Annotated in this window: 16 protein-coding genes, 1 tRNA gene and 1 pseudogene; 14 read left to right on the top strand and 4 right to left on the bottom strand. The window is 69.2% G+C overall.

What is annotated here, in order from left to right:
• Window positions 1-313: 313 nt before the first annotated feature.
• A pseudogene (locus ABT009_RS26610) lies at window positions 314-720 on the top strand (tyrosine-type recombinase/integrase); the annotation flags it as partial.
• 337 nt (window positions 721-1,057) lie between these two features.
• Window positions 1,058-1,699: a maleylpyruvate isomerase N-terminal domain-containing protein gene (locus ABT009_RS26605; protein WP_351299835.1), complete on the top strand. Its 642-nt coding sequence runs from the start codon at window positions 1,058-1,060 to the stop codon at window positions 1,697-1,699.
• 407 nt (window positions 1,700-2,106) lie between these two features.
• Here the strand turns inward: ABT009_RS26605 and ABT009_RS26600 are convergent, their stop codons facing one another.
• Complete coding sequence (locus ABT009_RS26600) at window positions 2,107-2,283, bottom strand: hypothetical protein (RefSeq protein WP_351299832.1); 177 nt, start codon at window positions 2,281-2,283, stop codon at window positions 2,107-2,109.
• A gap of 363 nt (window positions 2,284-2,646) precedes the next feature.
• Complete coding sequence (locus ABT009_RS26595; RefSeq protein WP_351299829.1) at window positions 2,647-3,114, bottom strand: NUDIX hydrolase; 468 nt, start codon at window positions 3,112-3,114, stop codon at window positions 2,647-2,649.
• Window positions 3,115-3,132: 18 nt separating this feature from the next.
• Here ABT009_RS26595 and ABT009_RS26590 point away from each other — a divergent pair, with 18 nt between their 5' ends.
• The 12 genes from ABT009_RS26590 to ABT009_RS26535 all read left to right on the top strand — a co-directional run bounded on the left by ABT009_RS26590 (window position 3,133) and on the right by ABT009_RS26535 (window position 10,536).
• Entirely contained in the window at window positions 3,133-3,912 is a 780-nt protein-coding gene (locus tag ABT009_RS26590) for a GntR family transcriptional regulator (RefSeq protein WP_351299826.1), read from the top strand.
• A gap of 139 nt (window positions 3,913-4,051) precedes the next feature.
• Window positions 4,052-4,408, top strand: a complete 357-nt coding sequence (locus ABT009_RS26585) for an SCO3933 family regulatory protein (RefSeq protein WP_351299823.1) — start codon at window positions 4,052-4,054, stop codon at window positions 4,406-4,408.
• A gap of 3 nt (window positions 4,409-4,411) precedes the next feature.
• A complete protein-coding gene (locus ABT009_RS26580) occupies window positions 4,412-5,767 on the top strand; it encodes an FtsK/SpoIIIE domain-containing protein (protein ID WP_351299820.1) in 1,356 nt (451 codons plus the stop codon).
• A gap of 145 nt (window positions 5,768-5,912) precedes the next feature.
• Window positions 5,913-6,578 (top strand): DUF2637 domain-containing protein, encoded by a 666-nt coding sequence (locus ABT009_RS26575; protein ID WP_351299818.1) that lies wholly within the window; start codon window positions 5,913-5,915, stop codon window positions 6,576-6,578.
• Between the two features lie 20 nt (window positions 6,579-6,598).
• Window positions 6,599-6,790, top strand: coding sequence for a mobile element transfer protein (locus tag ABT009_RS26570; RefSeq protein WP_351299815.1), 192 nt, complete (start codon window positions 6,599-6,601; stop codon window positions 6,788-6,790).
• 12 nt (window positions 6,791-6,802) lie between these two features.
• Window positions 6,803-6,958 carry a hypothetical protein gene (locus tag ABT009_RS26565; protein ID WP_351299813.1) on the top strand — a complete coding sequence of 52 codons (156 nt, stop codon included), beginning with the start codon at window positions 6,803-6,805 and terminating at the stop codon, window positions 6,956-6,958.
• A 21-nt stretch (window positions 6,959-6,979) separates the two neighbouring features.
• Entirely contained in the window at window positions 6,980-7,294 is a 315-nt protein-coding gene (locus tag ABT009_RS26560; RefSeq protein WP_351299810.1) for a SpdD-like protein, read from the top strand.
• Between the two features lie 87 nt (window positions 7,295-7,381).
• A complete protein-coding gene (locus ABT009_RS26555; RefSeq protein ID WP_351299807.1) occupies window positions 7,382-7,570 on the top strand; it encodes a hypothetical protein in 189 nt (62 codons plus the stop codon).
• Window positions 7,567-7,812 carry a hypothetical protein gene (locus tag ABT009_RS26550; protein WP_351299804.1) on the top strand — a complete coding sequence of 82 codons (246 nt, stop codon included), beginning with the start codon at window positions 7,567-7,569 and terminating at the stop codon, window positions 7,810-7,812. Before ABT009_RS26555 ends, ABT009_RS26550 begins: the two co-directional genes overlap by 4 nt.
• Window positions 7,809-9,194: a replication initiator protein RepSA gene (gene repSA / locus ABT009_RS26545; protein WP_351299802.1), complete on the top strand. Its 1,386-nt coding sequence runs from the start codon at window positions 7,809-7,811 to the stop codon at window positions 9,192-9,194. Before ABT009_RS26550 ends, repSA begins: the two co-directional genes overlap by 4 nt.
• Before the next feature lie 2 nt (window positions 9,195-9,196).
• Window positions 9,197-9,406 (top strand): excisionase family DNA-binding protein, encoded by a 210-nt coding sequence (locus ABT009_RS26540; protein WP_351299799.1) that lies wholly within the window; start codon window positions 9,197-9,199, stop codon window positions 9,404-9,406.
• Window positions 9,406-10,536, top strand: a complete 1,131-nt coding sequence (locus ABT009_RS26535; protein ID WP_351299796.1) for a tyrosine-type recombinase/integrase — start codon at window positions 9,406-9,408, stop codon at window positions 10,534-10,536. The genes ABT009_RS26540 and ABT009_RS26535 overlap by 1 nt, the downstream gene beginning before the upstream one ends.
• A 90-nt stretch (window positions 10,537-10,626) precedes the next feature.
• Here ABT009_RS26535 and ABT009_RS26530 read toward each other — a convergent pair.
• Both ABT009_RS26530 and ABT009_RS26525 read right to left on the bottom strand, forming a co-directional pair.
• Window positions 10,627-10,699: transfer RNA gene (locus tag ABT009_RS26530), tRNA-Arg, on the bottom strand.
• A gap of 222 nt (window positions 10,700-10,921) precedes the next feature.
• Window positions 10,922-11,932, bottom strand: a complete 1,011-nt coding sequence (locus tag ABT009_RS26525) for an ABC transporter permease (RefSeq protein WP_351299794.1) — start codon at window positions 11,930-11,932, stop codon at window positions 10,922-10,924.
• Window positions 11,933-12,002: the final 70 nt, after the last annotated feature.

The raw sequence follows: 12,002 nt of genomic DNA, 5'->3' as shown, positions 1-12,002 counted from the left end.
CGCCAGCATCAAGCCCGCATCAGCCACTACAAACGACGCGGACACAGCCCCTGAAAACTGCCCAGCACTCAGAACAAGCACCGTTGCAGTACTAGTGCCCGATGTGGGGCCATGATCTGCGAGGCTCGCGCCAAAGCTGCTGCCTAAAGCCGTGGAGCCAACCACCCCAGCCACAGAGGGTTTTCTTCCTCAGCCCGCAGCCCGCAGCCCGCAGCCCGCAGCCCGCAGCACGCAGCGCGCCGCTGGGCGCGGCTGGCCGGGGCGAAGACAGGAGGCCGTCCGCGCCGGAAAGGCGGCGCGCGCCCGCGACGTGCGCCGCCGTCGCGCCGTCCCGCTGCCCGCCCTCTGCATCGCGCCCCTGCGTTGGCACCGGATGCGGCAGGCAGCTGCGCGAGCCAAGGCGGGGAGCAGTGGCAGGAGCCGGCCTACGTCTTCACCACTCGCACGGGTCGCCCGGTCGAGCCGAGGAACGTCTACCGCTCCTTCACCCGCGTCGCCCAGTCCGCCGGCCTCCGCGCCATCCGGCTGCACGACGCCCGGCATGGCACGGCCACCCTCCTCACGGCGGCCGGAGTCGCGCCCCGCGTCGTGATGGAGATCCTCGGGCACAGTCAGATCAGCATCACCATGGACGTCTACACGCACGTCGTGCAGGACACCCAACGCGAGGCGATGAGCCACATGGACCGGCTGCTGAGGAGGCGCCCCGGTCGTCAGTGACCGCGCCCGTTGATGTCAGACCTGGATGTCAAAGGCCACCTACCAAGATCGGTAGGTGGCCTTTTGCCTGGTGCCCCCGGCAGGATTCGAACCTGCGACACCCGCTTTAGGAGCGAGGTGAGGCGACTTGAGGCCTGACCTGGGTAACGTTGGTTCGGTGTCTGCGGTATGTGAGTCCCGCTGGCACCCGTCGTTCCCCGTAAGTCCCCGCTCCATCTGGCACGGCTGTGGCACGTCTGCCCGGTCTGCATGCGGCGGGCGTGCGTGGGCAGTGACCGGCGGTCCACGAGGTGGACGGACCAGCCGCCGTGATGTTGATGCGGTGATGATGCCCTGCATGACTGATGGGATACGGAAGGCATATCTACAGGCCGCCGAGAGGGCTGTGCACCTGCTGGCCACGGAGCAGGTAGCCCGTTGTTGGGAAACGGAGTCCGTGCTCCCCGGAATGTCGGTGGGCGGGCTGGCTGGTCACCTTGCACGTAGCGTCCTGCAGGTTGAGTGGTTCCTCGACGGTCAGGTGCTCGGCGCGGAACCGGTGGCGCCGGTGCGGTATTACGCGAGACTCGTCGACACGTCGTTGCCGGACTCAGCGCTCAACGTCGGGGTGCGTGCGCGGAGCGAGGAAACAGCCGCGGCCGGCCCCGCTGTCGTGGCTGAGCAGGCACGGACGGCGTGGGAACGGCTGGCGCAGCGGCTGGATGAGGAGCCGACCGATCGGCGGGTGGCCATCCTCCACCGGCCGGGAGAGGAGATGCTGCTCGACGGCTACCTGCAGACCCGTTGCGTCGAGCTGGCGGTGCACCTCGATGACCTGGCGCTGAGCGTGGACGATCAATGTCATGTGCCCGATGCTGCGCTCGCCATCGCGGTGGACGTGCTCGTCGCAGCCGCCCGTGACCGGCACGGTGATAAAGCCGTGTTGCATGCGCTGGCCAGGCGCGAGCGGGACGTGGATCAAGCCTTGCGTGTGCTGTAGACCGGCCTGGCCACAGGGCGTGATCTGAGCCCATGCAAGGTTGCCAAGAACAGCTACGATCTTGAAAACCGTCGTGGCGCAAGTCACCGTGGGTTCAAATCCCACACCCACCGCCAGGTGAAACGGCCCCTGACCAGTCAAATCTGTCAGGGGCCGTTGCCGTGCGCTTTCTCCGTCGGTGGCTGTGATTCCCCGTGGTTCCCCGCCTCATCGGGCACGGATGGGGCACGGACCCTGAGGCACCACTGCTCAGCGCCAGCTCAGGCGCCCCTCGATGTGAACTACGGGCACGACGGGTCGCTGAGGTCTGCGGGCCTGGTCAGTCAGCCTTTGAAGATCCAGGGCGTTCACTGACGGTCGGCGTGGTTGCTGTACTCCGCTGCTGTACAGCAATCCGATACGGCGACTCAGCGTAGGTCTGTGCCTATCCCCTGCTCGGCTGCCGCCGCGGCAAGGGCCAGGATCGCCTCAACCTGGGCGACTGCGATGACTGAGTCGTACAAGCGCTTCTTAGCCAGGGACTTGGGGTCGACTGCTTCGAGCAACTCGCGAGCGTTCTGAGCGTGGGTGGCGTAGTCAGCCATGGGACCTCCCGTGTCGGTGGTCCGCACAATAACGATCACGTGAGGTCGGCGGAACGACTTTGGCCGGGAGCTGCTTTGGCGCGAGTGATCATGGCCCCGTAAGCTTCCGGCGCGTCGGGCAGTCTGTGGACCTGCCCGGTAAAGCACGACGTTGGGGCCATGATCTTAGAGGCTCGCGCCAAAGTGGCTGGCTAAAGTCGTGGAGCCGACCGCCCCAGCCACAGAGGGTTTCTCCTCCTTCATGCCCGCAGCCGCGAGCGCGCCGCCGGGCGCGGCCAGCCGGGGCGGAGACAGGAGGCAGGCCGCGCCGCAGAGGCGGCGCGCTCCCGCGCCGTGCGCGGGCTTGATGAAGTAGGGAAAGTTCTACCGCGCTTGGATCAGGTGCTTGCCGTCGTGGCTCCGCACATGCGGGGCGTTGCCGTCCAAGGCGTCCAGAAGTCGGATCGCGTAGACCTCGGACATGCGCTCGGAGACCTCTTGGGGCGTGAGCCACTCGACCGCCGTTGACTCGGCAGAGGTCCGCTCACTGCCGCCTGAGGGCTTGCAGCGGAAGACCAGGGCGACGATGCCGCGCGTGGTGTTCTTGTAGACCCCGGTGAGCTGGTCCACCTCGACGTGGATGCCGGTCTCTTCCATGACCTCGCGGGTAACGCCCGCTTCCGGGGCCTCGTTGAGTTCCAGTACACCGCCGGGGAGCTCCCAAGTCCCGTTGTCGGCGCGGCGGATCGCCAGGAGTCGGCCGTCTTCTCGTACCACGACCCCGGCGACGGATACGGAGTGCAGTGGCGTTGACTGGCCTTCCCGGGCATGGTTACTCATGTACAGGAGCATAGGAGGAAGAGAAGGACTATGGGAACCGCGGTAGGAGATGGGAGGGCCGTACCTCGGTACGTGCAGATCGCCGACGAGATCGTGCAGCAGATCCGGGCAGGTGTCCTCAGGCCTGGTGACATGGTGCCGAGCGAATCGGAGCTCGTCGATCGCTACGGCGTCTCGGGCGGGACGATTCGTAAGGCCATGGTCGAGGTGCGCGCGAGCGGGCTCGTCGATACTCGGCACGGTAAGGGCTCGATCGTGAAGGATCGGCCGCCGGTACGGCATCGCTCCTCCGACCGCTTCCGGCGTTCGCACCGCCAGGGCGGCAAGGCTGCGTATCTCGCCGAGTCCGAGCAGTCGGGCGCCTCGGCCAAGGTGAGCGTCCTGTATATCGGGCCGATGGACGCGCCCGAGGACATCGCCGAGCGGTTGGGCGTCGCGGCCGGCACTCAGGTGCTTGCCCGGCGGCGCCTCTACTTCCGCAACGGCACCCCCGTGGAGACGGCGAGTTCGTACCTGCCGTGGGATGTCGTGAAGGACATCCCCGAGCTGTTCGCCGAGAACCCCGGCGGCGGTGGCATCTACGCCCGACTCGAGGACCACGGGCATGAGTTCGACGAATTCGTTGAGACGCTGCAAGCGCGCCCGGCCTCCAAGGCGGAGGCGTCCGAGCTGTCGTTGAGCCCCGGTTCCCCGGTGGTCCATCTGATCCGGAATGCCGTGACGACCGAGGGTCGTGTCGTGGAGGTCTGCGACACGCTCATGGCCGCTGACCAGTTCGTTTTCGAGTATCGGATCCCAGCCGCCGACTGACGCACCCTCAACTTCTTGCAGCCCGTCGCGAGTTCGTCATCGCGGCGGGTTGACTCATGTACAGGAGTCATGCACTCTTCTTCATGTCACTCATGTACATGAGTGACGGAGTCGAGCCTCTATAGAGGAGTGATCCCCTGTGCGTCAGATCCCCGTCGACACCTCCGCCGCCTCCGTGATGGTGGCCCAGCCCCCGCAGCCCAAGGTCAAGGACCGCCGCTCCGGTGAGCGCGCGATGGACGCTGAGACCGGTGCCCCGCTGTCGACCGTGGACGTGATGTTCGCGGCGAACGGCGAGGTGGAGATCCTGACCGTGACCGTCCCCGAGCTGGGTATCTCCGGTGAGCTGGTGATGGGTACGCCTGTCGCAGTCACCGGGCTGATCGCCCGACCGTGGGAGAACGAGTTCAACGGGCAGAAGCGGCACGGCATCGCCTACCGCGCGGTCGCAGTCACCTCGCTCGCTGCTGGCGCCTCGAAGCCGAAGGCGGCCTGAGCCATGACGTGGCTGACCGTCTTACTGCTGCTGGTCGTCGTCACCGCGGGACTCCTGCGGTGGCGGCGCCCCGCCTGGTACTGGCTGACTTTCGGCATCACCCTCGCCACGCTGCGAGTCCTGGTGCGGTACGCCTCGGTCATGGATGCCTGCGGGCTGACCGTTCCGCCGTCCCGCTGGCGTCTGGCCCTTGCCCGGATGAGCAACCGCCCGGCGCCGGAGTCGCGTCCGCCGCGCATCCTGCGGATACGCCCGACCCGTACCGGCCTGGTCCTGCGGCTCAAGCTCCGTCCCGGACAGGACGCGTTCGATGTCGCAGCGGCCACGGACCGTCTGCGTCACTCGTTCGCGATGTACGGCGTCACCTCTCGTGAACTCCGCTCCAGCGTCGTCGAGTTGCGAATGACCGGCTACGACGTGCTGAAGCGGGTGCAGATGCCCGCGAAGGTGGACCGTGCCCCCATGCGGGTTCCGGTCGCTCTGCGGGAAGACGGAGCGGTGCACTACCGCGACTACCGCGCGATCCCGCACGCGCTCACGCTTGGCGCCACGAAGTCCGGCAAGTCCGTCTACCAGCGCAACCTCGTTGCCGGGCTCGCCGCGCAGGACGTCGCGTTGGTCGGCATCGACTGCAAGCAGGGCGTTGAACTCTTCCCGCTGGCCCGCCGCTTCTCGGCGCTCGCTGACAACCCCGACACCGCTGCCGAACTTCTCGACGCGCTTGTCTCCCACATGGAGGGCGTCTATCAGCTCATCCGCGCCGAGCAGCGGATCACCGCTGACGTGCCGGATGCCGAGATCGCCGCCGACATCTGGGACCTGCCCGACGACCTGCGCCCGACCCCGATCGTGCTCCTGGTCGACGAGGTTGCCGAACTCGCCCTGTTCGCCACGAAGGAGGAGGAGAAGCGCCGAGACCGGATCATCACCGCACTGGCCCGGCTCGCCCAGCTCGGCCGCGCGGCCGGGATCTACCTGGAGATCTGCGGGCAGCGCTTCGGCTCCGAACTCGGCAAGGGCATCACCATGCTGCGCGCCCAGCTCACCGGCCGGACCGCGCACCGCGTCAACGACGAATCCAGCGCCAACATGGCCTTCGGCGATATCGCCCCGGACGCCGTCCTCGCCGCGATCCAGATTCCCACCGAGACGCCCGGCCTCGCTGTGACCGGCGACTCCTCCGGCGGCTGGGCTCGTATCCGCACCCCGCACACGACGCTGCGGCAGGCCGTGAACGCTTGCAATCGGCACGCGGACCGTACGCCGGACGTGCCCGAACTGGCTGCCTTCCGGCCCGCGCTGCCGCAGCTGAAGCCGGTCCCGGCCCCGGCCGTCGAAACAGCATCGGCCGCCGCCTGACTCACCTCCCGTTCCACGGTCGGCGCGACCCTCGCGCCAAGTCCCTACCCCACTCATGTCCGAAACGACTGAAGCCCGCTGGGACCGGGCGGCCGGACCTGATCCCCGCCCCGTCCCGGCCCAACCCCGCGAAGGAGGTGAAGACATGCCCCGCTCGCTCCGCCTGGACGCCGTGCTCGTCCAAGCAGTGATTGCCGGTGCCCTGTCCTTCGCCCACCTGCACGACCTTGCCGCCGCAGCCGGGCAATCCGGCTGGAAGGCATGGGCCTACCCCATCAGCGTCGACCTGCTCTTGGTCGCCGCCTGGCGTCGGCTCCGCGGTGACGGCCCGTCCCGGCTGGCCTGGTGCTGGTTCCTTATCGCGCTGTTCGCCTCGCTCGGCGCCAACGTCGCCACTGCCGGATTCCTCGACCTCGCCCACCCTCCGGCCTGGCTGCGGTTCGGCGTCGCCGGATGGCCCGCCCTCGCCTTCCTCGGCGGCACCCTCCTCGCGCACTCGCACTCGCACTCGGCCGGGGACCGGGTGCCGGTTCCGCCGGCGCCCGCAGCCCCGGCCCCCGAACCCATCGAGCCGGACTCCGCCCCGGAGCCGGAGCATGCCGCGGTCGCCGCAGCCGATGAAGCCCCGGCCCTGCCCACCGCCGACCCGACTCCGGCCCCGCCGGTCCCGGCCGCGCTGGTCGACCACGCCCGCAAGGTCGCCGCCGACCACGAGGCACGTACCGGCACCCGGATCGACACCGACACCCTGCGCGCCCGCCTCGGCGTCCCCGCCCCGATGGCCGACGTCATCGCCGCCCAGCTCACCTGACACCGAGAGGAGAACAGCCCATGCCCGCCCGCGACTTCTTCCACTCCGTGATGCGGATCGGCCCGGTGCAGATCGGCACTCACCGCGACCGGCACGGCCAGACCAAGCACGCCGCCGTGTGCACCGCCGACCGCTGCGGCTGGTCCTCGGATTTCTCCAGCCAGTCCGCCGCCCAGCTCGCCGCCCGCACCCACCGCTGCAAGGTCCGCTAGGAGGCCACCGCCATGGATGTCCCGCTCTGGCTCGCCCTGATCGTCGTCGGCTGGCTCGGCATCAAGCTCATCCGCCCGCCCTGGTGGCTCGTCGCCGTGCTCCTGCTCGGTGGCTACCTCCTCGCCGACAGCCTCTTGGCCCCCGTCATCGACACCGCCGTCAAGTAAGCCCGCGAAGGGAGAACCGCCATGCTCCGCCCCAAGGTCCCGACCAACCCCACGCCGACCGGCATCGTCACCCCGCCCGTGGTCGAGCCGACCGCCGTCGTCCAGCACTCCCCGGCACCCCTGCCCGTCGCCCCGGCACCCGCACCCGCCCGGCCCACGGTGCAGCTCACCCCGGGCGCCCTGGTCGCCCTCATCGGCGGCGGCACCGCCGTGGTCCTGGTCGTCGGCGCCGTCCTGGTCTCCATGCTCCTGGCGGTCGCCGTCACTGCTGCCTCGGTCGCCGTGTGCGCGCTCGTCGTCCGCACGCTGCTCGCCTCCGAGACCAAGCGCCGCTGACCGGCCCCCGGGCGGTCTGACACCGCCAAGCATCCGCCGCCCGGGCGCCGTCCCTGTCCGATCTCTCAACCGGAAGGAACTCCCATCATGACCGACCGCACCCGCCCCGCACGGCGCATCTGCCCGGCTTGCGACGGCTTCGCCTCCGCCGCGATCACTCTCGGCGGACGCGACCAACGCGGCCACCTGCGCACCATCACCGTGCACTGCCCGGCCTGCCACGGCACCGGCACGCTGCCCGCCCGCGTCGCCGCCGTCACCGGGGGCCGGGCATGAACGACCTCACCATCACCGCCCACCTGGGCGCCGACACCCGCACCCGCGTCGTCTCCTTCCCCGACACCGGCGCCGACCGCGGAGGCCGCTTCGTGACCCTGCGTATCGGCGGCGGACCCGTGGACATCGCGCTCATCGCCATCCCCGGCACCGCCGACGTGCTACGCGCCATCGCCACCGCTGCAACTGAAGCCGCCCGCGAACTGGACGGCATGACCGCCTCGCCCGAGGTGAGCGCATGACCGACTCCGCGACCTTCGCGGGCCTGGACCCGACCACCCTCGGCGACCTGCTGCGGGTGGCCGGGTCACCGGGCTTCGACCGCTGGCAAGACCAGATCCGCCGCACCGGAGGCTGCGCCGACCCCATCCACCTCACCGGCTGGACACTCGCCAAGGACAAGACGACCGGCGAGACCCTGCACCACTACAGCACTGAGAGGGAACCGGGTGGACGGCTCCGCGTCGCCTGCGGCAACCGCCGAGCCTCACGCTGCCCGGCCTGCGCCTGGACCTACGCGGGCGACACGTACCACCTCATCCGCGCCGGGCTCGCCGGAGACGACCGCCGCGACATCCCTGCCACCGTCCGCGACCACCCACGGGTGTTTGCCACCCTCACCGCCCCGTCCTTCGGCCCGGTCCACAACAGGCCCGACCGCGGCATCTGCCGCTGCGGAGCCCGGCACGCCCCCGACGATCCGGCGCTCGGCACGGCACTCGACCCGGCAACGTACGACTACGCCGGGGCAGTGCTGTTCAACAACCACGCCGGGCAGCTCTGGCAGCGCTTCACCAACCGGCTCCGCCGCGAGATCGCCGCCCGCGCCGGCCTTTCCCAACGCGCCCTCGCCGAGGTCCTGCGCCTCTCCTACGGCAAGGTCGCCGAGTTCCAAAAGCGCGGCGCCGTCCACTTCCACGCCGTGATTCGCCTCGACGGCCCAGACGGACCCGACAGCCCGCCGCCGTCCTGGGCAACCGTCGGCCTACTCGCCGACGCCATCCGCGCCGCCGCCCAGCACAGCTACACGTCCGTCTCCGTCCCGGCCGCCGACGACCAACCCGCCCGCACCTTCCGCTGGGGCACCCAGCTCGACGTACGACCAGTCAAGGCCTTCGGCGACGGCTCCGACATCACCGAACAGGCCGTGGCCTCCTACGTCGCCAAGTACGCCACCAAAGCAGCTGAGAACACCGGCACCCTCGACCGCCGGATCGGCGAACTCGCCGAACTCGACCGCCACCAGGTCCCCGACCACGCCCGCCGCCTCATCGAAGCCTGCAAGAGGCTCGACCCGCTCTACCCGGACCGCCGCCTCTGGGCCTGGGCCCACATGCTCGGCTTCCGCGGGCACTTCAGCTCCAAGTCCCGCCGCTACTCGACGACCCTCGGCGAACTCCGCCAGGCCCGCGCCGACTACCGCGCCGCCCAAGAACGCCAAGCCCTCGGCCTCGATGAACGCGAGCCGGACACCGTCCTCGTCCTCGCCGACTGGCAGTACGGCGGACACGGCCACACCCCCGGTGAGTCCGCCCTCGCCGCGACCATCGCCCGCGACATCCAGCTCAACCGCGAAACCGCCCGCGAAGCACTCGCCGCACTGCCTGACGAGGGGGAGTTGTGACCATGGATCGACTGCTCACTGTGCATCAGGTTGCCGAGGTCCTCGGCACGAGCGTCCGCTTCCCGCGGCGTCTGATCGAGGAACGCCGGATCACTTTCGTCAAGGTCGGCCGCCACGTCCGTATCCCAGAGAGCGCCGTCTCTGAGTTCGTTGCCGAGCACACCATCCAGCCGTTGACCCTTCGGCCTGCTGTTCTCAGGAGGGCTGCCTGATGGCGAACAACCAGGGCAAGCGCCGCCGATTCGGATCCGTCCGGCAGCTCAAGTCCGGCCGCTGGCAGGCTCGCTACCGTGACCCCAGCACGGGCCAACTGCGCAGTGCCGAGGACACCTACGCCACCAAGAGAGATGCTGAGGTCGCGCTGACGCACATCGAGGCGGACATCACTCGCGGTCAGTGGGCCGACCCCGAAGCAGGCAAAGTCCAGTTCGGCGACTACGCCGTCGCATGGCTCAAGGATCGCAAGCTCGCCGATCGCTCTCGGGAGCGTCATGAGTCCGTGATCCGGCTTCACCTGCTGCCCACCTTCGGCGCCCGCCCGCTCTCCTCGATCACGACGGCTCAGGTCCGGGCCTGGCGTACAGCACGTCTCGCCGCGGGCGTTGGAGAGCCGACCGTGGTCAAGGCGTACCAGATCATGCGGGCGGTCCTGAACACGGCGGTGGATGACGAGCTGATCCGGCGTAACCCCTGCCGGGTCAAGGGAGCTGACCGGTACGACGTACCCGAACGGCCCGTCCTCACCGTGGCGGAGGTGTACGCCGTCGCCGACGCGATCGCTCCGCGCTACCGGCTGCTCATCCTGCTCGCCGCCTTCACCGGGCTGCGCTTCGGCGAGCTGGCGTCTCTCCGCCGGCGGGACATCGACACCACGAACGCCGTGCTCATGGTCCGGCGTTCTCAGGCGGAGATGCAGAACGGCGCGCTCTTCGACAAGGCGCCCAAGTCCGATGCCGGAGTGCGGCCGGTGGCGTTCCCGACCGAACTCCTGCCGGACGTGGAACAGCACCTCGACTGCTTCGCGGGACCTGGCCGTGACGGTCACGTCTTCCTCGGCCCCCAAGGCGGGCGGCTCCGCCGGAGCAACTTCCGGGACGACTGGATCAAGGCCAGGAAGAAGGCGGGCATCACGGCAGACATCCACTTTCACGACCTTCGGCACACCGGGAACACCCTCGCTGCCTCGGGCGCGAGCCTGCGTGAGCTGATGACCCGGATGGGCCACAGCACGCCCCGGGCAGCGCTGATCTATCAGCACATGGTCAACGGCCGGGACCGTGAGATTGCCGACCGACTCGGTTCGATGATCCGCAAGACGCGGGGTGGTGATGTGGCACCGTAGTGGCATTTGTGGCACGTGAGTGGCACGGCCGCGACCATGCGAAAGGGCCAGTTCGAGAGGTACACGCCTCTGAACTGGCCCTTCATCGTGTGCCCCCGGCAGGATTCGAACCTGCGACACCCGCTTTAGGAGAGCGGTGCTCTATCCCCTGAGCTACGAAGGCGAAGGCCGGGCTTGCGTGAGAGTCCGGGGGAACCTGACGATCAGCTCGTGCCCAGGGCTCGCGGCGAAGCCACGCTCGATCCACAGCGTACCGGATGCCGGCTCCGGCAGGTGGGCAGGTTTCGGGGTGCCTGGGCGGCGCGGCCGTCGAGCGGGTGAAGGGCGTCTACGAGGTGAGGGGGGAGCGCGGGAAAGGGGCGTAAATGAGCGTGAGGGGGAGTCGTCATCGGGACGGGCTTCTTTGCAGGACCTTGTCGATGCCGACTGCCACGATGACGAGGGTGCCGGTCGCCACGTCCTGGTAGAGGCTGTCGATGCCGGCCTGGGTGAGGCCGGAGCGGAGGACGCTGACGATGAGGGTTCCGATGAGGGTTCCGACGACGCCTCCGCGGCCGCCGAACAGGCTCGTTCCGCCGATGACGACGGCTGTGATGCTCTCCAGGTTCGCCGTCTGGTAGGCGTTCGGGTCGGCGTTGGGGATGCGGCCGAGGGCCTGCCAGGCCGCGAGGCCGTAGAGCAGTCCGGCGGTGACGTAGACCGAAAGGACCGTGCGCTCCACGTTGATGCCTGTCAGGCGAGCCGACTGGGGGGCGTTGCCGACGGCGTAGACGTGGCGGCCCCATGCGGTCTTGGCGAGCAGGTACCAGAAGAGCGCATACAGACCCACCAGCATGAATGTTCCCCAGGTGATGAGTGCTCCGTCGATGCGCACACCGTTTCCCCAGAAGCGGAGCAGATCGTCCGTCACCGGGTAGCTGCGGGACTGCGAGTACAGCCTGCCGGCCGCGTAGACGACGGTCAGGATGCCGAGGGTCACGATGAACGGGGGGAGGCCGAGGCGGGTCACCAGCAGGCCGCTGACAAGTCCGATGGCCGTCGTCGCGACCAGGCCCAGCAGCACCGCCGCCGCGGGATCGCCGCCCTCGAAGACGAGCCTGGCCATGACGACGGTGCCGAGGACCGTGATGGCGCCGTTGGCGAGGTCGATGCCCGCGGTGAGGATGATCAAGGACTGGCCCAGGGCCAGCGTGCCGATCACGATGGACTGCTGCAGTACCAGGGACAGGTTGGCGGGTGTCAGGAAGGTCTCCGTCGCGAGCGAGAAGACCACCACGGCGATGACCAGGACGGCGAGGGGGCCGGCGGTCGGCGTGCGCAGGGCGTACCGGAGCAGTTCCCAACGGGAGAGGGCCGGTTCGCTCTCGGGGGCGGGCGCGGTGGCGGGTGATTTCATGAGGTGCGGTGGTCCCCTCGAACCGCCTGTCGAACCGCTGCGCGCCGCGATGTCGTCCCCAGCGTCGGCC

The sequence above is a fragment of the Streptomyces sp. NPDC002896 genome, from assembly GCF_040295225.1.
Classification (GTDB): Bacteria; Actinomycetota; Actinomycetes; order Streptomycetales; family Streptomycetaceae; genus Streptomyces.
The sequence above is the reverse complement of the archived record's forward strand: the minus strand, read 5'-3'. Positions and strand labels throughout refer to the sequence as shown.